We start from the raw sequence: 20,552 nt of genomic DNA on the forward strand, positions 1-20,552 counted from the left end.
CCTTAGAACTTCTCTTTGCCGGACAGGTAGCGCCATTGCCCCACCGGCACTTTGCCGATGGACACGCCGCCGATGCGGATGCGACGGATGGCGATGACCTTGAGGCCGACCGCCTGGCAAAGCAGGGCGATGATGCCCGGCTGCGGGTTCTTCATGGCAAAGCGCAGGCGGTTCTCGTTCTGCCAGCTGGCCTTGACCGCCGGCAACTCTTTGCCCTTGTAGGTCAGGCCGTGATTCAGGCGGTTCAGGCCGTGGGCCACCATCTCGCCTTCAACCTCGACCACATACTCTTGCTCGATCTTGCTGGAGTCGGCGGTGAGTTTGCGCAGGATTTTCCAGTCCTGGGTGAACACCAGCAGACCGCTGGCGTTGGCCTGCAGGTCGGTGCTGGCGGTCAGGCGCAGGAAGTGCCCGCGCAACGGGCGCTTGCCGTAGCGGTGCTCTTCGCTCAGGGTCTCGGCGCCGAGGGTGGCCATGGCGGTGTCTGCATCCATGCCGGCGGGCACGTTGAGCAGCAGGGTCACCGGTTCCGGCGCGGTGGCCTTGGCTTCGGGATCAAGCTCGACTTTCTGGGTGTCGACCTTGAATTGCGGCTCGTCGATGACCACACCGTCGACGGTGACCCAGCCGCCCTCGATGAACAGCTCAGCCTCCCGACGGGAACAGCCGACGAGTTCGATGAGGCGTTTGGAGAGACGAATCGGGTCAGTCATGTCAGGGCCGTAACAAAAAGGGGGTGGGCATTGTACCTGCCTGGCGCCGGTTAATCCCGGTTCCATTTCAATACATGTTTTTGGTTTTATGGTGTATCAGCCATTGCGCGTGAGTTTTTCATCCTGACGCATCCGCATGTGCAACAACGGATACGGCTGCCCCATGCCATCGACCTCCGAGCGACCGATGACCTCGAAGCCCTGCTTGAAGTAAAAGCCGAGGGCTTGCGGGTTCTGTTCGTTGACGTCCAGTTCGCAGGCGTTCAGGTGTTCCAGGGCATAGCGCAGCAATTTCTTGCCCAGGCCCTGGCCGCGATGGTCCGGGTCGATGAAGAGCATTTCGATCTTGCCGGCCGCAACGCCGGCGAACCCGGTGATGCGCTGGCTCGAATCCTTGGTGCAGATCAGCATCACCGAGTCGAGGTAGCGGGTCAGCACCAGGTTCTTCAGCAGTTCGATGTAGCTGTCCGGCAGAAAATCATGGGTGGCGCGGACCGAGGCCTCCCAGACCCGGGTCAATTCTTCGTAGTCGCCGAGTTTCGGCGTGTGGATGACCGAATGCTGACGCATGCCCGTCTGCCTCTTGTGCAGTGGTTGATAGGAATCCTTTCAACCTCAAACAATAGCCGTAAAAAAGCCCCGCATCTCGTCAGGAGAGCGGGGCTTTGCGTATTTTTTGCGTTTAGATCTGTTCAGCCCACAGATCGTATTCGTCGGCGTCGGTCACTTTGCACCAGACCTTGTCGCCCGGCTTCAGGTTGCTGCCGTTGTCGATGAATACGTTGCCGTCGATTTCCGGGGCATCGAAGAAGCAGCGGCCGACCGCGCCTTGCTCGTCGACTTCATCGACCAGCACTTCGATTTCACGGCCGATGCGCATTTGCAGGCGCGCCGAGCTGATGGCTTGCTGGTGCGCCATGAAGCGCTCCCAACGGTCCTGCTTGACGTCGTCCGGGACGACTTCCAGGTCCAGGTCATTGGCCGGTGCGCCTTCTACCGGCGAGTACTGGAAGCAGCCGACGCGGTCGAGCTGTGCTTCGGTCAGCCAGTTCAGCAGGTACTGGAAGTCTTCTTCGGTCTCGCCCGGGAAGCCGACGATGAAGGTCGAACGGATGATCAGGTCTGGGCAGATTTCGCGCCAGTTCTTGATCCGCGCCAGGGTCTTGTCTTCGAAGGCCGGGCGTTTCATCGACTTCAGCACTTTCGGACTGGCGTGCTGGAACGGGATGTCCAGGTACGGCAGGATCTTGCCGGCGGCCATCAACGGGATCAGTTCGTCAACGTGTGGGTACGGGTAAACGTAGTGCAGGCGAACCCAGACACCGAGAGTGCTCAGGGCTTCGCAGAGTTCGGTCATGCGGGTTTTCACCGGCGCGCCGTTCCAGAAACCGGTGCGGTACTTCACGTCGACGCCGTAGGCGCTGGTGTCCTGGGAGATCACCAGCAGCTCTTTGACGCCGGACTTGACCAGGCGCTGGGCTTCGTCGAGCACATCGCCCACCGGACGGCTGACCAGTTTGCCGCGCATCGACGGGATGATGCAGAAGCTGCAGCTGTGGTTGCAGCCTTCGGAAATCTTCAGGTAGGCGTAGTGGCGCGGGGTCAGCTTGATGCCTTGCGGCGGCACCAGGTCGATCAGAGGGTTGTGGTCCTGGCGTGGCGGCACGACTTCGTGCACGGCGTTGATCACTTGCTCGTACTGCTGCGGACCGGTCACGGCCAGCACGCTCGGGTGTACGTTGCGAATGTTGCCTTCTTCGACGCCCATGCAGCCGGTCACGATGACCTTGCCGTTTTCCTTGATGGCTTCGCCGATCACTTCCAGGGACTCGGCCTTGGCCGAATCGATGAAGCCGCACGTGTTGACTACCACGACGTCGGCGTCCTGGTAGGTGGACACCACGTCATAGCCTTCCATGCGCAGCTGGGTAAGGATGCGCTCGGAGTCGACCAGTGCTTTGGGGCAACCCAGGGATACGAAGCCAACCTTTGGATTGGCCGGCGCAGGAGTGGTGGACATGTCTAACCTCGGTATTTTGTGACGCCGTTTGCCGGGCAGGGCAAAACCGACGGACGGGCGCTTGAACTGCGCCTCTGATCAAAAAGTGCGCAATTCTAGCGATGAGTCGTTCACTTGACCAGCTTTATGCAGGGAAATACGACGAGTGCTGCGCTATGCTTCGCGCCGTTACGCTTTACTGATTTTTTACAGTCAACAAAACGTCTGTAACGTGAAGTAAAACAGCGCATGCTGCACGACAAAGCATAGTGCTTCTTTCAAAGAAGCCCGGGTCTGAGAAGTAGGAGTGGTGGATGGGTCAGGCAAGTAGTCAGGCTGCAGGTGCCGAGCATTCGGCGGTCAAGCCGATCGGCATGCTGGTCGCGGCAGTCGGGGTGGTTTATGGCGATATCGGCACCAGTCCGTTGTACACCCTCAAGGAAGTGTTTTCCGGAGGCTATGGCGTGCCGGTCAACCATGACGGGGTGCTGGGGATTCTGGCACTCATTTTCTGGTCGCTGATCTGGGTCGTGTCGATCAAGTACATGATGTTTGTACTGCGCGCCGACAACCAGGGCGAAGGCGGGATCATGGCCTTGACCGCACTGGCCCGGCGGGCGGCGGCGGGGCATGCCAAATTGCGCACGCTGCTGGTGGTCTGCGGACTGATCGGCGCAGCGTTGTTCTATGGCGACAGCATGATCACCCCGGCGATCTCCGTACTGTCGGCGATTGAAGGCCTGGGGCTGGCATTCGAAGGCATCGACCATTGGGTGGTGCCATTGTCGCTGGTGGTGCTGGTCGCGCTGTTTCTGATTCAGAGTCACGGGACCGCACGCATCGGCATTCTGTTCGGGCCGATCATGGTCACCTGGTTCCTTGTGCTGGGTGCATTGGGCGTCTATGGCATCAGCCAGCATCCGGAAGTCCTGGAAGCGATGAACCCGGTGTGGGGCGTCCGCTTCTTCATGAGCCATCCGGGTATGGGCGTGACGATCCTCGGCGCTGTGGTGTTGGCGCTGACGGGCGCTGAAGCGCTGTACGCAGACATGGGCCACTTCGGCCGCAAGCCGATTGCACGTGCGTGGTTCATCCTTGTACTGCCGGCGCTGGTGTTGAACTACTTCGGCCAGGGCGCGCTACTGCTGGGTGATCCGGAAGCGGCTCGCAACCCGTTCTATCTGCTGGCACCGAGCTGGGCGTTGATTCCGCTGGTTGGCCTGTCGACGCTAGCCACGGTAATTGCCTCGCAAGCGGTGATTTCCGGTGCGTTCTCCCTGACCCGTCAGGCGATCCAGCTCGGTTACATCCCGCGCATGCACATCCGACACACTTCCAGCGCCGAACAGGGCCAGATCTACATTGGCGCGGTGAACTGGGCGCTGATGGTCGGCGTGATCCTGTTGGTGATTGGTTTCGAATCCTCCGGAGCCCTGGCCTCGGCCTATGGTGTGGCGGTGACCGGGACCATGCTGATGACCACCATCCTGGTGGCGGCAGTGATATTGCTGTTGTGGAAATGGCCACCGCTTCTCGCCGTTCCGGTGCTGCTCGGTTTCCTGCTGGTGGACGGCCTGTACTTTGCCGCCAACGTGCCGAAAATCGTCCAGGGCGGGGCGTTCCCGGTGATCGCCGGTATTGTGCTGTTTGTGTTGATGACTACCTGGAAGCGCGGCAAGCAGTTGCTGGTCGAGCGCATCGATGAGGGTGGATTGCCGCTGCCGATCTTCATCAGCAGCATTGCCGTACAACCGCCCCATCGAGTTCAGGGCACCGCCGTGTTTCTGACAGCGCGGGCGGATGCGGTGCCCCACGCGTTGTTGCACAACCTGCTGCATAACCAGGTGTTGCACGAGCAAGTGGTGTTGCTGACAGTGGTGTACGAAGATATCCCGCGGGTGCCACCACAACGGCGCTTCGAGGTCGATTCCTACGGCGAAGGTTTCTTCCGCGTAATCCTGCATTTCGGATTCACCGATGAGCCGGACGTACCGCAGGCGCTGAAACTGTGCCACCTCGATGAACTGGATTTCAGCCCGATGCGCACCACCTACTTCCTCAGCCGCGAGACGGTCATTGCCTCCAAGCTCGAAGGCATGGCCCGTTGGCGCGAGGGGTTGTTTGCCTTCATGTTGCAGAACGCCAACGGCAATTTGCGATTCTTCAATCTGCCGCTGAACCGGGTGATTGAGTTGGGGACGCAGGTGGAGATGTAAGCCTCATCAAAAAGCCCCCGCAACCGTAAGGGCTGCGGGGGCTTTTTGCTGGCTGTCAGATCACTCTGTAGCAGCCGTTTCCTTCGCCTGCCGCTTCTCGATCACATCCACCAGGCGCTTGGCCAGCGCCGGGTAGTTTTCGTCGAAGTGGTGGCCGCCGGGCAGCTTGATGGCTTCACCCACCGCCGTCTTGTCGGTGCAGCCGCTTTCATCGGTTTCTTCTTCACCGTAGATGCACACCACTTTGGCGGCTGGCAGCTTGGCCATTTCCGGGCCGGTGGCGGCTTCCTTGCCGGCGTTGCCGAGCCAGCCTTCGACTTCGATCTCGAAGCTGCCGGTACGGGCGAAGGCCAGCAGGATGATCGCGTCGACGCGTTGCTGTTCCGATTCGGCCAGACGGTTGTAGATCGCCGGCAGTACGTCGGCGCCGAACGAGTAGCCGGTCAGGATGAAGCGCTTGGTGCCCCATTTCTGCCGGTAATGTTGCATCAGTTCAGCAAGGTCCAGCGCGCTTTGCTCCGGGCTCTTGTGCTGCCAGTAGTAGCGCAGGGTGTCGATGCCGACCACCGGGTAACCGATCTTGGCCATCTCGCCCGCTACGTCGCGGTCGAGGTCGCGCCAGCCGCCGTCACCGGACAGGAACAGGGTCACGGTGTCCCTGGCCTGGCCTGCCGGCACTTCGACCACCGGGATCTGCAGGCCGCCAGCGGCTTTGTCGCCACCGACGAGGATCTTGCGCAGTTCGTTGTTCAGCACTTGCGGCAGGTTGATGTCGTAGTCGCTGATGCTGGTTTCGGCGTTCGGTTGATCGCGCACGAAGCCGGCACTGGTGTCGTCCGGGTTGTCGTTCCACGCCGCCAGCCAGTGGCCGTGGGCGGCGCTTTTCGGCAACAGGTGCGTGCAGCCACCCTTTTCCAGGGCCAGGTCGACCGAGATGGCGTAGGCCTTGTCGTTCTTTTGCTCGGACAACCAGCGCCAGGCCAGCACGGCGCCAGGGCCGATGCCGCTGACGAGGGTCGCCGGGCCTTTGAGTTCTCGCAGGCCCGATTGCAGGGCGCGGCTTTGCAGCAGGCAATCCTTGGGCAGGATCACCTGGACAATTTGCGCCGAACCACTGCGGCTCAGTGTGATCAATTGCTTGTCGCTGAGTTTCTGGTCTTCATTGACCGCCACCAGCACCTGGGCGCGCGGGTTGGTGCCGGGGATGACACGGGTCATCGCTGCACCACCGGCCGGGGTCAGCAATTCGAGGGTCGGTTCCGGTGCCGGGCGTTTCAGGTACCAGTAACCGCCACCGAGAATCAGGGCCACTATCACCAGCGTGCCCAATACATACCGCAAGGAGCGTTGAATCATCAGCGTTTCACCAATCCGGTCAAGCCGCCCGCGATCAGGGCGGCAGTGTCGGCCAGCGCAACCAGCGGATCGAGTCCGGCGGGCACGGCCATATAACGGGGTTCCCAATCAGGCTGGAACTTGTCTTTGAAACGGCGCAAGCCCTGGAAGTTGTACAGCTGCTCACCACGGCGGAATACCATCGAGCCCAGGCGCTGGGTCAGAGGTGCGCCGCGACGGGGTTGTAACCCCGACAACGGCACCATGCCCAGGCTGAAACGCGCGTATCCATGGTTTTTATAATGTTGAATCAGGCCGACCATCATGAACTCCATGGTCAGCTTCGGGGCATCCGGGTGCGCGCGCATCAGGTCGAGGCTGGCCAGGTCATGGCCATAGGTCTCGAGCAGGTTGGCGAACGCCACCGGGCGTCCTTCGAAACGAATCACCGCGATGCGGAAATGCTTGAGGTAGTCATCGCTGAAGCGGCCCAGGGAGAAGCCTTTCTCCCGGACGTTCTTGCCGGTCAGCCAGGCATCGGAAATCACCTTGAGTTCATCCATCGGCGCCTGGCCCGGTTCATGGATTTCCAGGGACAGGCCATCACGGGTGCCACGGTTCCAGGTGTAGCGCAGGTCCTTCATCTCTTTGCCCTTGGCTTCGAGATCAAAACGCTTGAGGTCGACCCGGGCTTCTTCGCCGAGCTTGATCGCGGTCAGGCCGATGTCCATGTAGTACGGCAAGTTCTCGGCGCGCACTTGATAGAATACGGGACGGGCGTGGTGGATGTCGCACAGGTCGCGGAACTGCCAGATCATTTCCGCCCGTTGCTGGCCCGGGCCGATCGGGTCATACAACGCCACCAGGCTGCGGCCGCGACGGGCGTACATCAGGAACGCTTCGTCATTGGGGTGAAACAGCAGCGCCTTGTCACCGGTCAGGGCCAGGCCGCCATCCGGTTGGGCCGAAGCCATGAGGATCTTGCTGGCGCGCTCCAGTTCGTCGGGCGTGGGCAGGTGAATGACCGGACGCGCGGTGCGCAGCAGCCAGGTCAGGGACACCACCACCAGCAACACGGCAGCCCCAAGCAGCGAGCGCAGGCCGCGAGGAGCGTCGGCGTCGAGGGTGAACTGCCACCAGAGTTGGTGGCTGTAGGGAACGTCCTGGTAGGCGAACAGCAGCAGCCACATCGACGCACCGAGCACGCACAGACTGGCCACCAGATACAGCGGCGAGAACGGCAGTTCGGTCAGGCGGCTGGGGCGATAGAACGAGCGACGAAATACCCCGAGCAGGCTCGCTGTCAGCACCATCAGGCTGGCTTCTTCCCAGTCGAAGCCTTTGAGCAGCGAGAGCAGGGCGCCGACCAGCAACAGAATGGTGGTCAGCATCCACGCGGCCGACAGCCGGCGACGCAGTCCCTGGGCCAGCAACAGGCAAAGCACTCCGACCAGGCTGGCGCCAAAGTGCGAAGCATCGACCAGTCGATGGGGGATCAGAAAGCCGATGTGTTCCAGGCGGGTATCGATTTCCGGGGTGGCGCCGGAGAACAGCAGGACAACACCGGACAGGAATACCAGCACCGCCAGTATCGGAGCCGCCAGGCCCGATGCCGCTCGCAACGTCTGGCGCGTCTGGAACAGGCGCTGACCTTCGTTGATCAGCAGCAACAGGCAGGCCACCAGCAGGGGCAGGACCACATAGATCAAACGATAGAGCAGCAGGGCGGCCGCCAGTGGCGCAGCGCCCAGGGTGTCGGAAAACGCCGCCAGCAAAATGGCCTCGAACACCCCGACACCGCCCGGCACATGGCTGAGCACGCCGGCAGCCAGAGCCAGCAGGTAAACCAGAAGGAACGCACCGAAAGGTGGTGTTTCCGGCAGCAGCAGATAGAGCACGGTTGCGGCGGCGGCTACGTCCAGGGCGGTGATGATCAATTGCAGGAACGTCAGGCGACGCCCGGGCAGGCGCAAGGTGCGGCGCCCGACCCTGACCAGCAGGTTGTCCGGGTAAGGCTGATCCGGCAGCCGACGACGGTAGATACCGATGGCCACCACTGAAAACAGCACGAGCACGGCGGTCGCCACCACGCCCAGCAGCGTCTCGGAGAGTCCCAGGGCGGAGGACGCCGCTGGCAGGTCGCTGAGCGTCGCCAGGGCGGCCAGCGGTGGCAGGGCGCAACCCAGCGAGAGGCTGGCGAACAACGTCATGCGGGCGACTTCAGCCGCTCCCAGGCCATGGCGGGCATAGAGGCGATAGCGGACCGAACCGCCCGACAACATTGAAAGACCGATGGCGTTGCCGATGGCGAAGGCCGTGAAACCGCCCAGCGCCAACGTGCGCGGTGCCAGGCTCACTTCGGCATAGCGGCTGGCCGACCATTCGTAGCCGAGCAGAATAATGAAGCCCACCACGGTTGCGCCCAGTGCGCCCATCAAGGCAGGTTTTGGAACCTCGAGGATCGAGTCGTGCAGCGCGTAAAGGTCGAGTTCGCTCAACAGGTGGCGACAGGCAATCAGCGCGATCGCGAACAGCAGCAGGGTGACCGCCAGGCCGATGGGTTGGCGGTACTTGCTCAATCGATCAAGCAGGCGCAGGCGCTCGGCATTGATCGGTTGTGTCGCTGTGACAGTGTCTTGTGAATCAGACGAGTTGGCGCGCATCAATCACCTCTTGGATTGTGCGCGACAGGATGGAGGTATCCAGCCAAGTTACCAATCCCTGTAGAAAAAAATAATCACAAATATTAACGCCTATCACCGGGCAACGGGGACGGCGCGTTATCAGTCGTGAAGGCTTGAGCCTGTGATAGAGCATAGTCTGAACCCGGCGCATGGGTGACCCCCCAAGCGGCTTGCTGCACAGTGACAGGTCATTGTTGCGAAAGGACTTTTTCAACAGATACAAAAAAGGCCACTCTTTCGAGTAGCCTTTTTTGATGTTTGGTTGCGGGAGCCGGATTTGAACCGACGACCTTCGGGTTATGAGCCCGACGAGCTACCAGACTGCTCCATCCCGCGTCTGTGTGGCGGCATTCTATAGAGATACGCCGGGGTGTCAACCGTTAATCCTGAAGCAGGTCAAATAAATGTTGAATCGCGTCAAACGGTCGCAGGGGTGGCCTAAGTTTCGGAATCAGAACGATTTCCGGTTTCGCTCTGGTTGAGCGCCCAGGCCGTGTTTCGGCGTTCGATGCTACAAAACGAGTGCGCACAAAAAAGGCCACTCTTTCGAGTAGCCTTTTTTGATGTTTGGTTGCGGGAGCCGGATTTGAACCGACGACCTTCGGGTTATGAGCCCGACGAGCTACCAGACTGCTCCATCCCGCGTCTGTGTGGCTCATTCTATAGAGATGCGCTCGGGTGTCAACCTCCAATTCCGTTAAAACCTCTTCCCGTTCAATTGGTTAGCGTTCAAAAGGGGAGGCCGACCGGTCTGTGAGGCAGGCAGGGCAAGGCCTGTGGGTCTATTGAAAGTAACTTTTCGATTGAAAAAAACAAATTCACAATCGACTCTTCCTACGAATGGAAAAGAACATTCAGACTACTGGTGCTATATACAGGTGTCGGTGAGATACTGTTTATCCGGCACGTAATGACGCCTTTTCTTTGCCATGAACACGGCTTTGCTATGACCCAACGCAAGATCATCCACGTCGATTGTGACTGCTTCTATGCGGCCATCGAGATGCGCGACGACCCACGCCTCGCCGGTAAACCGCTGGCGGTAGGTGGGTCGGCGGACCGGCGTGGGGTGATCGCCACCTGCAATTACGAGGCGCGAGCGTACGGGGTGCGTTCGGCGATGTCCTCCGGGCATGCCTTGAAGCTGTGCCCGGACCTGACCATCGTCAAGCCACGCATGGATGCCTATAGAGAAGCATCCAGGGAAATTCACACGATCTTTCGCGATTACACCGAGATCATCGAGCCACTCTCGCTCGATGAGGCGTACCTCGATGTGTCGGACAGTGCGCATTTCGCTGGCAGTGCAACGCGAATCGCCCAGGACATCCGGCGCAGGGTCTCCAACCAGTTGCATATCACCGTGTCGGCGGGCGTGGCGCCGAACAAGTTTCTGGCCAAGATCGCCAGTGACTGGAAAAAACCCAACGGCCTGTTTGTCATCACCCCGGACCAGATCGAGGACTTTGTCAGTGGCTTGCCAGTGAGCAAATTGCACGGGGTCGGCAAAGTCACTGCCGACAAGCTCGGCAAGCTGGGTATCGCCGATTGCCTGCAATTGCGTGAGTGGGACAAGTTGGCGTTGGTGCGTGAGTTCGGCAGCTTTGGCGAGCGACTCTGGAGCCTGGCCCGTGGGATCGATGAGCGTGTGGTGCACAACGACAGTCGGCGTCAGTCGATCAGTGTTGAAAATACCTACGACGTTGATCTACCGGACCTGAAGAGCTGCCTGGACAAGTTGCCCGAGCTCCTCGAGACCCTGGCTGGCCGCATGGCGAGAATCGACAGCAGCTATCGTCCCGGCAAGCCATTCGTCAAAGTGAAATTTCATGATTTTACCCAGACCACGCTGGAGCAGGCCGGGGCGGGGCGGGACTTGGGCAGTTATCAGTTGATGCTGACCCAGGCTTTCAATCGCGGCGGTAAACCGGTGCGGTTGTTGGGTGTCGGCGTGCGGCTGGAGGACTTGCGGGGTGGGTTTGAGCAGATGGAGTTGTTTGAGCGGTAGCGGAAGATAGAGGTTTGGTGGTGAATGTCAGGCCGCCTTCGCGAGCAGGCTTCTGGCTTTTTAGTTCAGCCCCGGATTCGCCACCAGTCGCTCACCATTCCGGGCTAGTGACTTGAGGAATTCGGTCTGCAATTCTGGATCGTTGCGCGTCAATTCGATCAGGCTCTGTTCCAGTTCGCTGGCTTCTTCTTCAAGACCCAGCTCCGACAGGCGCTTGACCCGGTGGACCCACTGATTGACTTCGTCGCCTTCGAGATCGTCATAAATCAGCCCGTGGGCCTCATAGAGCTTGCTGCGCAAATTGCTACTGATGACCAAGGTGGAATCGTTGTGCACGTTGCTCTGGGCATCCTCTACACGGATCAGCAACCGGCTCAGATGATTGATGTCATGTTCTGCGAACGGGTTGTCCAGCAGGTTCAGGCGCAACACGCCGTTTTTGTCGGTGGTCAGTTCGAAGGTTTCCTTGCCGGCCTTGACCTCGACCGGGCGCTCGCTCCAGGGCAGGCTTGAGTATTCCGTGCGCTTGTCGCGCTGGACTTCATCAATGCCGGCCAGGTTCTGCTGCGCGCGACCGTGGGACTGCGTGTTCATGAACGGGTTGAGCCCGGCGAAACCGTAGCTCAGCCAGTCCTTGGTCACGCTGTCCGGCAGATTGCCAAGGGCGAACACGTTGACCACGTTGGCACCGATACCCGCCACCACGGCCACCGCGCCCAGCGGAATTTCGTAAATCTCCCGCCAGGGTTGGTACGGCGTATAGCGGTCGTAGTGACGCGTGACTTCGTACTCAGTGACTTCGAAAGTCTTCTGCTCGTGGATTTTCACCCGCCGTTGCGGCAGCTCAAGCACCTTGGGCTCACCGACATCGATCTGCAGGCTGTGATCGAGCAATTTGCGCTCGACCCGTTCCTCTTGCTCGCTGCGTTGCGACATGTGGTTGGCACAGCCGCTGACCAGCAGGGCGCCGCACAAGGCGGCACCACCGAGGCCTAAGGTGTTTCGCTTGAACATGACGTCTCTATATCTGGTATCAGCGGCGGATGCGGGCCTGAAGGAACGACAGCACGTCGGCGACCGGCAGCGCTTGCGCCTCGGCCTCGGTGCGGCTCTTGTATTCCAGGTTGCCTTCGGCGAGACCGCGGTCACTGACCACGATCCGGTGCGGAATGCCAATCAGCTCCATGTCCGCGAACTTGATGCCCGGGCTGGTTTTCTTGTCGCGGTCGTCCAGCAGCACTTCGAAGCCGGCAGCGGTAAGTTCCGCGTACAGCTTGTCGGTGGCTTCGCGAACCTGCTCGGTCTCGTAGCGCAGCGGCACCAGGGCAATCTGGAATGGCGCGAGAGTGTCGCTCCAGATGATCCCTTTTTCGTCGTTGTTCTGCTCGATGGCAGCCGCCACCACGCGGGACACGCCGATACCGTAGCAACCCATTTCCAGGGTGACCGGCTTGCCGTTCTCGCCCAGCACTTCGCATTTCATCGCTTTGCTGTACTTGTTGCCCAGCTGGAAGATGTGCCCGACTTCGATGCCGCGCTTGATTTCCAGGGTGCCCTTGCCGTCCGGGCTTGGGTCGCCAGCGACGACATTGCGCAGGTCGGCAACGGTCGGAACAGGCAAGTCACGCTCCCAGTTCACGCCGAAGTAGTGCTTGTCGTCGATGTTGGCACCGATGCCGAAGTCGCTCATCAGCTCGACGGAGCGGTCGATGATGATCGGCAGCGGCAGGTTCAACGGGCCGAGGGAGCCGGCGCCGGCACCGATGGCGTCGCGCAGTTCGCTTTCGGACGCCATGACCAGTGGGCTGGCAACGCCAGGCTGGTTGGCGGCCTTGATTTCGTTCAGCTCGTGGTCGCCACGGATGATCAGGGCAATCAGCTTGCCTGGCTCTTCAGCGTGAACCACGAGGGTCTTGATGGTCTTCTCGATCGGCAGGTTGAAGCCTTCGACCAGTTGCGCAATGGTCTTGGCGTTCGGGGTGTCGACCAGGCGCAGTTCTTCGCTCGGTGCGGCACGCGAGGTCTCGCGAGGCACGGCTTCAGCTTTCTCGATGTTCGCCGCGTAGTCGGAACCGTTGCTGAACACGATGTCGTCTTCACCGGACTCGGCCAGTACGTGGAACTCGTGGGAGCCGGCACCGCCGATGGAGCCGTTGTCGGCTTCTACAGGGCGGAACTTCAGGCCAAGACGGGTGAACACGTTGCAGTAGGCCTGGTGCATGCGGTCATAGGTGACCTGCAGCGAAGGCTGGTCGGCGTGGAACGAGTAGGCGTCCTTCATGATGAATTCGCGGCCGCGCATCAAACCGAAGCGTGGACGGATTTCGTCACGGAATTTGGTCTGGATCTGGTACAGGTTGATCGGCAGCTGCTTGTAGCTGCTCAATTCGTTGCGCATCAGATCGGTGATGACTTCTTCGTGGGTCGGGCCTGCGCAGAAATCGCGACCGTGGCGATCCTTGAAGCGCAGCAATTCAGGGCCGTACTCTTCCCAGCGCCCGGATTCCTGCCACAGCTCAGCCGGTTGAGTGCTCGGCATCAACACTTCGAGAGAGCCGGCGGCGTTCATTTCTTCACGAACGACGGCTTCGACCTTGCGCATTACCCGCAAGCCCATCGGCAGCCAGGTGTACAGGCCCGAGGCAAGTTTGCGGATCATGCCGGCGCGCAGCATCAGCTGGTGGCTGATCACGACCGCATCGGAAGGCGTTTCTTTCTGTGTGGCGAGCAAAAATTGACTGGTGCGCATGGTTGGCCGTTATCGATTGCTGATGACGAGAAATGACGGAGCATTGTACGGGCGAGATCCGCTGGCGTACAGGCGTGCGGTCGGCGGTGTGGCAGGAGGGCGCGATTCACTCGGCCCTCCGCGATTCTTCCTGCGTAAGCGCCTACGACTCTTCGGCGACTGGAGTCTGCATCGGTTCCGGTGTCGGTGTCGGGCCTGCACGGCGGTTCTCCTGGAACCAGTGCAAGGCGATCAATAGCAGGGTCGGGACGCCCAGCAGGGCGGTGATCAGGAAGAAGTTGTGGTAACCGAACTTTTCCACCATGACCCCGGAGTAGCCGCCGATCAGGCGTGGCAGCAACAGCATGATCGAGCTGAGCAGGGCGTATTGGGTGGCGGAGAACTTGAGGTTGGTCAGGCTCGACAGGTAGGCGACGAACGCCGAGGTCGCCAGGCCCGAACTGAAGTTGTCCAGGGAGATGGTCAGCACCAGCATGTTCAGGTTGGGGCCCATGTCGGCGAGCATCAGGAACAGGATGTTGGTCGCCGCGGATGCGACACCGCCGATGAACAGGATCGGCAGGATGCCGAAACGCACGATCAACAGGCCGCCCATGCCGGCGCCGACCAGGGTCATGATCAAACCGAAGATTTTACTGACGCTGGCGATCTGGTCCTTGGTGAAACCCTGGTCGATGTAGAACACGTTGGCCATCACGCCCATGACCGTATCGGACATCCGATAGGTGGCGATCAAGCCGAGCAGCAGCAGCGCTTGCCAGCGGTATCGCAGGATGAAGTCGTTGACCGGTGTCAGCACTGGCGCCAAGCCACGACGGCCCATGGCCGAGAGGCACAGGGCGGTGAGCGTGATATAGAGGATGGCTCGCAGGAAGGCGCGGTCTTCGAGCAGCAGGTCGAGCGGACTCATGCCTTCGAACAATACGCTGGCGAAGTCGGTGTTGTAGAGCTGGGTGAACATGGCCGGCACGGACACCAGCAAGATGATCAGCACGAACACCGAGGCCAATTGATGCACGAAGCTGTAGCGCCCGGCCTGCAGTTGCGTGCGCAAGGGCACGGGTGGTTCGCGCATGAACATGGAAGTCAGCAGTGCCGGGATCATCAGGGCACCGAACAGGATGTAAGTGCCGGCCCAGGCCGAATGCTTGTAGTTGAAGCCGGTGGAGCCAAAGCCTTCGGCGAAGTACAGCGCGCCTGCGGTAGCCAACAGCGCAGCGACCCGGTAACCGGACATGTAGCTGGCGGCGAGTGCGGCCTGGCGGTTGTCTTCGGCGATTTCCAGGCGGTAGGCGTCGACCGCGATGTCCTGCGTCGCTGATGCGAAAGCGACGACGACGGCAATGGCGATCAGCCAGGACAAATGCTTTTGCGGGTCGCAGAAACCCATCCCGATCAGGCCCAGGATGACCAGTGCCTGGGACAGCACGAGCCAGGATCGTCGTCGCCCGAGTTTACCGAGCAATGGCAGGCGCCATTGGTCGAGCAGGGGTGACCAGACCCATTTGAAGGCATACGCCAGGCCGATCAGGCTTGCATAGCCAATGGTTTCACGCGCAACGCCGGCTTCACGCAGCCAGACTGAGAGTGTCGAAAACACCAGCATGTAAGGCAGGCCGGCGGCGAAACCAAGCAGCAACAGCACGAGTGTCGAGGGGCTGGCATAAGCGGCGAGCGCGGCGCGCCAGGTTTTACGGGGCATGGGCTGGAGTCTGCCTCAAGAAATACGGAAACAAAGCGCGCACTCTAACCGCTGTGCTCTACCGGGCGCCAGCCATGGCGCTGAATATCAACACGATTGTTCAGGATACTGATGCCCTCCATGCGTAATCGTGCGCGCTGCTCATCACCCGAAGGGCTGCCCACCGGCAGGCTGATACGACCGTTTGCGCCCAGAACACGGTGCCAGGGCAACTTGCTGTCGCCGGGCAGTTGACTGAGGGTGCGCCCGACCCAGCGGGCGGCGCGACCCAGTCCTGCAAGTTCGGCCAGTTGGCCGTAGCTGACGACTTTGCCCTCGGGTACTTGGGCCAGTGTCAAATACAGCGCCGTGCGTCGGATTTGCGCTGCGCTCTCGGGTTCATCGGTTGGATCGGTCACGTCCGTCAGTCCTGAGGAAGATTGCTTTACCATCTGTAGAGTAATTCCTGCGCAGGAAGTTGAGAAATGAACTCAACAGAAATAGTCGGGTCAGTCCTTGTCAGGGCCTTGTTCCTACGGATAATGCCGACTTTTCTAGCAAGCCTGAGCCTGTATTTTGTTTATGTTGTCCAGATCCCTGCTGTGTCTCGCCGTCCTTGGCGCATCCTCTCCCTTGCTGGCCGATACCGTGTGGTTGAAGAACGGTGACAAGCTGAGCGGCAATATCACGCTGTTCGATGGCGGCAAGCTGCTGATTCAGACCGAGTACGCCGGTGCGGTGTTGATCGACTGGAAACAGGTCAAGACCCTGGACAGCGATCAGGAGTTGCTGGTCAAGCAGGATGCCTACAGTGGCGAGAAAGCCAAATCGTTGAAAGCGGCGGACGACGGCAAGGTCACGCTGGCCAACGGCGAGGCACCAAAGACGGTCGAACTGGCGAGCATCCAGCAGATTCTCAAGCCAAAACCGGTGGTCGAGGATCTGGTGTGGAAAGGCAACATCGATATCGCGCTGGATTACCAGCGGGCGGAAAACGACACCGATGACTACGACATTGATTTCAAGACCAGTGCGCGACACGGTCGCTGGCGGCACACCGCTGAAGGTGAATACAACCGTGAGTTTCAGGATGACGTGGTGACCACGGACAACTGGCGGGCGGAGTACTCCATCGACCGATTCCTGACCGAGCAATGGTTCTGGCAGGGGCGCCTGGTCTACAAGCGCGACAAGGTTGAAGACCTTTCCCGTCAACGCACCGTCGGTACCGGTCCCGGCTATCAGTTCTGGGATAACGAACTCGGGGCGTTCTCCCTGGGCTCGCTGGTCAACCGTACGGACTATGAATTCTCCGATGGCAGCAATGACGATTTCTACGCCCTGGCCATGAAGTGGGACTACAATCGCTACCTGGTCGGCAAGCGTGTCGAGTTCTTCACCAATGGTGAGGTTGGCAAGCCGCTGTCGAGTGTGGCCGACTACGCGCTCGATGCCGAGATGGGGTTACGCTACAAGGTGACTGACTGGGCTTCGCTGAACCTGAAGGCGGAGCGCGACATCATCAGCGGCACCGACGATTCGGATCTGGACAAGACACGCTACACCGCAGGGTTTGGCGTGACCTGGTAAGAACATCAAAAGATCGCCGCCTACGACAGCGCCTGCAGGGTCAACCCGGAAGCTGTCGAAGGTGGCGATCTTTTTTTGCGTGGACAAAACACCCGCCCACAAAAAAGCCCCGCTGTTGAGGGCGGGGCTTTTTACTAAAGCAAGTACAAGTTAGATAACTTGAACTTCTTCAGCTTGCATGCCTTTCTGACCGCGGGTAGCGATGAAAGAAACCTGTTGGCCTTCTTTCAGGCTTTTGAAGCCGTCGGATTGGATAGCTTTGAAGTGAACGAACAGGTCGTCACCGGATTGTGGAGTGATGAAGCCGAAGCCTTTTTCATCGTTGAACCACTTAACGGTACCGGTTTGGCGATTAGACATGGTGTAACTCCTTGAACAAAGATAACTGCGACTCAGGAAGAACCCTGGCCGAGACTGAGTGCAAAGAGCAGGAAAAATTCTTGTAGATGGTTGGATCGAAATTCAACATATCGTGTAGAGATTCTCAGTGACACAAGCAGCACAGTGACGCCACCTTAACCCTTTTTACGGGACGTGCCAATGCTTCTTGCACAGGTTTCTCTGTTTTAAGGATCGGCGGTGTGACGGTTCGTCGCCAGAGCAGGTAATTCCTGCCTGTTCGGCGAGAATTGCACCGCGGACTTTGAACCCGGCGGCGCGCCCGGTAAGATGCCGGACAGAATTTTTCGACCTCGCTATTCAGGACACCCGCCATGAGCATCAAATCGGACAAGTGGATTCGCCGCATGGCGCAGGAACACGGCATGATCGAGCCTTTCGTCGAGCGCCAGATGCGCGGTAGCGACGATAACCGTGTGATCTCCTACGGCGTGTCGAGCTATGGCTACGATGTGCGTTGCACCAATCATTTCAAGGTGTTCACCAACATCAATTCGGCCATCGTCGACCCGAAGAACTTCGATGCCGGCAGCTTCGTCGATATCCACAGCGACGTGTGCATCATCCCGCCGAACTCCTTCGCCCTGGCCAGCACCGTCGAATACTTCCGCATTCCGCGTAACGTTTTGACCATTTGCCTGGGCAAAAGCACCTACGCGCGCTGCGGCATCATCGTCAACGTCACGCCGCTCGAGCCTGAGTGGGAAGGCCACGTGACCCTGGAGTTCTCCAACACCACCAATCTGCCGGCGAAAATCTACGCGAACGAAGGCGTGGCGCAGATGCTGTTCCTGGAGTCCGACGAAGAATGTGAAGTGTCCTACAAGGACCGTGGCGGCAAGTATCAGGGCCAGCGTGGCGTGACCCTGCCGCGCACCTGAGTCAACCGTCTGACAAATGTCGGGAATTCCTGAGCGAGCGTACACTCTATGGGGTGTACTGTTCCGATCCGCGCAAGGCGGGTCGGGCCATCGCTCAGGAGCGTTAAATGAAGATCGATCCGCGAATCAGTGCCGAACTGGCAAGGCTTGAACCCAATCAGGTTGGCGTTCTGGCCTGGTCCTTGTTGGCACACCCGCCCGTCAGCATGGCAGGGGGTATTCCCGGCCAGCCTGATCCTGATACCCCTAACGAACAGCCTAACGAACCGGGCGAGCCTACGCTGCCGGATGAGCCGCCGCCTGCGCCTGTCGTCTGATTACCAGTGACTACAGATCAAAATAATGTGGGAGCGAGCCTGCTCGCTCCCACAGGTTTTGCTGTAGTCGTTACTTCAGGTTGCCGCTGAGGAACTGCTTCAACCGCTCGCTTTTCGGATTGCCCAGCACCTCTTCCGGCGCGCCTTCTTCCTCCACCAGGCCCTGGTGCAGAAACAGCACCTGGCTCGACACTTTGCGGGCGAAGCTCATTTCGTGGGTCACCATGATCATGGTCCGGCCTTCTTCGGCCAGGCCCTGGATCACCTTGAGCACTTCACCCACCAGTTCCGGGTCCAGCGCCGAGGTCGGCTCGTCGAACAGCATGACTTCCGGCTCCATGGCCAGTGCACGGGCAATCGCTACCCGTTGTTGCTGACCGCCGGACAGGAAGGCCGGGTATTGGTCGGCCACGCGGGACGCCAGCCCCACCTTGTCGAGGTAGCGCCGGGCGCGGTCCTCGGCTTCTTTCCTGTCGCAGCCCAGTACCCGGCGCGGCGCCATGGTGATGTTTTCCAGCACCGTCATGTGGCTCCACAGGTTGAAATGCTGGAACACCATGGCCAGGCGGGTGCGAATCCGCTGCAGTTCATCGGCGTCGGCCACGTGCATGCCGTGACGATCCTTGATCATGCGGATGTTCTGCCCGTCGAGGCTCATGGCGCCGTCGTTGGGTTGTTCCAGGAAGTTGATGCAGCGCAGAAAGGTGCTTTTACCCGAGCCGCTGGCGCCGATCAGGCTGATGACGTCGCCGGTCTTGGCCTTGAGCGAAACACCTTTGAGGACTTCATGGTCGCCGTAGCTTTTATGCAGGCCTTCGATGGTCAGTTTGTACATGGGGCATGCATCCTCAAGGCGAAAGTAGATAGCCGCTGCGATAGGCTTCGGTGCCCGCGACGTGGGCGATCACCATGCCGGCAGTGGCCATGCGGCGCAGCGAGCGGGCGTACATCAGCCCGGCTGTGGCGCAATGAACCGGAGTGACCCGATCGTTGACCGGATCAATGATCTCGGCGATCAGTTGCCCGGCTTCAAGGTATTCACCCGGCAATGCGGTGAACACCAGCAGTCCGCCCACCGGCGTGGCCACCGGCTCGACACCGGCCAGCGGTGTCGCCGGGTAGGGCAGGTCGGGAAGGGGCGCGGGTTCGCCGGCGATCGCGCCGTATTGGATCAGGTAATCGATCAGTGCCTGGCAATCGAGGCTGGCCATCGGGTGATTGACGTCGCCCTGACCGCGCAATTCGACGGTCACCGAAAAACTGCCTGGCGGAATGTCGAAGTGCTCGCCGAAGCGTTCCTTTAACTGCCACCACAGCAGGGTGAAGCATTCGTCGAATGACTGGCCGCCGGAATCGGTTGCCAGCAGGCTGGCTTGGGCGCCGATGTAGCGGGCCAGCGGCTCGACCTGCGGCCAGGCATCCGGCGTGGTGTAGAGGTGAGCGACCGCTTCGAAATCGCAATGCAGGTCGAGCACCATGTCGGCATCGCAGGCCAGCCGCTGCAGAGTCAGGCGCTGGGATTGCAATTGGGTGCCGGCGGTCTGGCGGGCCAGCGCATCGCGCAGGTTGCTGCGGATCAGTTGCAGGTTGTGCTGCGGATCGTCACCGAGCTTGCCTTCGATCGCGTTGCCGACTTCCTCACTGAGGTCGACGAACCAGCGGTTGAAGTTCTGGCCGCTTTCCAGCTCGTAGCGACCCAGCGGCACATCCATCAGTACCTGTTCCAGGCCCACCGGGTTGGCGACGGGCACCAGCACGATTTCGCTGCGCAGGCGACCGGCGGCTTCCAGTTCCGCCAGGCGTTGCTTGAGGTGCCAGGCCACCAGCATGCCGGGCATTTCGTCGGCGTGCAGGGAGGCCTGGATGTAGATCTTGCCGTTGGCCGGTTGTGGGCCGAAGTGAAAACTGTGGATCTGTCTCGCGGTCCCCGGCAGCGGGGCCAACAGGTCATGTTTCTGGTGGCGCATCTGTTGTTTCCTG

Annotated in this window: 17 protein-coding genes and 2 tRNA genes; 5 read left to right on the plus strand and 14 right to left on the minus strand. The window is 60.2% G+C overall.

Features of this window, described 5'->3' with window-relative positions; genetic code table 11:
* Positions 1–2: 2 nt before the first annotated feature.
* The 3 genes from AABM52_RS06055 to rimO all read right to left on the minus strand — a co-directional run bounded on the left by AABM52_RS06055 (position 3) and on the right by rimO (position 2,733).
* Positions 3–713 (minus strand): rRNA pseudouridine synthase, encoded by a 711-nt coding sequence (locus tag AABM52_RS06055; protein ID WP_046041187.1) that lies wholly within the window; start codon positions 711–713, stop codon positions 3–5.
* A 96-nt stretch (positions 714–809) separates the two neighbouring features.
* On the minus strand, positions 810–1,283 hold the full coding sequence (locus tag AABM52_RS06060; RefSeq protein ID WP_347910920.1) for a GNAT family N-acetyltransferase: 474 nt from the start codon (positions 1,281–1,283) through the stop codon (positions 810–812).
* Positions 1,284–1,395: 112 nt separating this feature from the next.
* A complete protein-coding gene (gene rimO, locus AABM52_RS06065) occupies positions 1,396–2,733 on the minus strand; it encodes a 30S ribosomal protein S12 methylthiotransferase RimO (RefSeq protein ID WP_347910921.1) in 1,338 nt (445 codons plus the stop codon).
* A 293-nt stretch (positions 2,734–3,026) separates the two neighbouring features.
* On the opposite strand from rimO, the gene AABM52_RS06070 reads away from it, so the two are divergent.
* Positions 3,027–4,928 carry a potassium transporter Kup gene (locus AABM52_RS06070; protein WP_347910922.1) on the plus strand — a complete coding sequence of 634 codons (1,902 nt, stop codon included), beginning with the start codon at positions 3,027–3,029 and terminating at the stop codon, positions 4,926–4,928.
* A 60-nt stretch (positions 4,929–4,988) separates the two neighbouring features.
* Here the strand turns inward: AABM52_RS06070 and AABM52_RS06075 are convergent, their stop codons facing one another.
* The 4 genes from AABM52_RS06075 to AABM52_RS06090 form a co-directional block, all read right to left on the minus strand.
* Positions 4,989–6,284 carry an AcvB/VirJ family lysyl-phosphatidylglycerol hydrolase gene (locus tag AABM52_RS06075; protein ID WP_347910923.1) on the minus strand — a complete coding sequence of 432 codons (1,296 nt, stop codon included), beginning with the start codon at positions 6,282–6,284 and terminating at the stop codon, positions 4,989–4,991.
* Positions 6,284–8,926, minus strand: a complete 2,643-nt coding sequence (gene mprF / locus AABM52_RS06080; protein WP_347910924.1) for a bifunctional lysylphosphatidylglycerol flippase/synthetase MprF — start codon at positions 8,924–8,926, stop codon at positions 6,284–6,286. Before mprF ends, AABM52_RS06075 begins: the two co-directional genes overlap by 1 nt.
* Before the next feature lie 280 nt (positions 8,927–9,206).
* Positions 9,207–9,283 (minus strand) — tRNA-Met (locus AABM52_RS06085).
* A gap of 232 nt (positions 9,284–9,515) precedes the next feature.
* Positions 9,516–9,592, minus strand: a tRNA-Met gene (locus AABM52_RS06090).
* Positions 9,593–9,893: 301 nt separating this feature from the next.
* On the opposite strand from AABM52_RS06090, the gene dinB reads away from it, so the two are divergent.
* Positions 9,894–10,955, plus strand: coding sequence for a DNA polymerase IV (dinB, locus tag AABM52_RS06095; protein WP_347910925.1), 1,062 nt, complete (start codon positions 9,894–9,896; stop codon positions 10,953–10,955).
* 60 nt (positions 10,956–11,015) lie between these two features.
* Here dinB and AABM52_RS06100 read toward each other — a convergent pair whose 3' ends face one another.
* The 4 genes from AABM52_RS06100 to AABM52_RS06115 form a co-directional block, all read right to left on the minus strand.
* Entirely contained in the window at positions 11,016–11,969 is a 954-nt protein-coding gene (locus tag AABM52_RS06100) for a hypothetical protein (protein WP_347910926.1), read from the minus strand.
* A 19-nt stretch (positions 11,970–11,988) separates the two neighbouring features.
* A complete protein-coding gene (locus tag AABM52_RS06105) occupies positions 11,989–13,704 on the minus strand; it encodes a proline--tRNA ligase (protein WP_347910927.1) in 1,716 nt (571 codons plus the stop codon).
* A 142-nt stretch (positions 13,705–13,846) separates the two neighbouring features.
* Positions 13,847–15,406 (minus strand): AmpG family muropeptide MFS transporter, encoded by a 1,560-nt coding sequence (locus AABM52_RS06110; RefSeq protein WP_347910928.1) that lies wholly within the window; start codon positions 15,404–15,406, stop codon positions 13,847–13,849.
* Between the two features lie 44 nt (positions 15,407–15,450).
* Positions 15,451–15,804 (minus strand): MGMT family protein, encoded by a 354-nt coding sequence (locus AABM52_RS06115; RefSeq protein ID WP_347910929.1) that lies wholly within the window; start codon positions 15,802–15,804, stop codon positions 15,451–15,453.
* 163 nt (positions 15,805–15,967) lie between these two features.
* Here AABM52_RS06115 and AABM52_RS06120 point away from each other — a divergent pair, with 163 nt between their 5' ends.
* Complete coding sequence (locus tag AABM52_RS06120; RefSeq protein WP_347910930.1) at positions 15,968–16,975, plus strand: DUF481 domain-containing protein; 1,008 nt, start codon at positions 15,968–15,970, stop codon at positions 16,973–16,975.
* A 150-nt stretch (positions 16,976–17,125) separates the two neighbouring features.
* On the opposite strand, the gene AABM52_RS06125 is transcribed toward AABM52_RS06120, so the two are convergent.
* Entirely contained in the window at positions 17,126–17,335 is a 210-nt protein-coding gene (locus AABM52_RS06125) for a cold-shock protein (RefSeq protein WP_002554837.1), read from the minus strand.
* A 353-nt stretch (positions 17,336–17,688) separates the two neighbouring features.
* Here AABM52_RS06125 and dcd point away from each other — a divergent pair, with 353 nt between their 5' ends.
* Both dcd and AABM52_RS06135 read left to right on the plus strand, forming a co-directional pair.
* Positions 17,689–18,255 carry a dCTP deaminase gene (gene dcd / locus AABM52_RS06130; protein WP_150769737.1) on the plus strand — a complete coding sequence of 189 codons (567 nt, stop codon included), beginning with the start codon at positions 17,689–17,691 and terminating at the stop codon, positions 18,253–18,255.
* Between the two features lie 107 nt (positions 18,256–18,362).
* Positions 18,363–18,572, plus strand: coding sequence for a hypothetical protein (locus tag AABM52_RS06135; protein ID WP_008052149.1), 210 nt, complete (start codon positions 18,363–18,365; stop codon positions 18,570–18,572).
* 70 nt (positions 18,573–18,642) lie between these two features.
* Here the strand turns inward: AABM52_RS06135 and AABM52_RS06140 are convergent, their stop codons facing one another.
* Positions 18,643–19,407: an ABC transporter ATP-binding protein gene (locus tag AABM52_RS06140; protein ID WP_150727640.1), complete on the minus strand. Its 765-nt coding sequence runs from the start codon at positions 19,405–19,407 to the stop codon at positions 18,643–18,645.
* 13 nt (positions 19,408–19,420) lie between these two features.
* Complete coding sequence (locus tag AABM52_RS06145; RefSeq protein WP_347910931.1) at positions 19,421–20,539, minus strand: succinylglutamate desuccinylase/aspartoacylase family protein; 1,119 nt, start codon at positions 20,537–20,539, stop codon at positions 19,421–19,423.
* Positions 20,540–20,552: the final 13 nt, after the last annotated feature.

The sequence above is a fragment of the Pseudomonas grandcourensis genome, from assembly GCF_039909015.1.
Lineage (GTDB): Bacteria > Pseudomonadota > Gammaproteobacteria > Pseudomonadales > Pseudomonadaceae > Aquipseudomonas > Aquipseudomonas grandcourensis.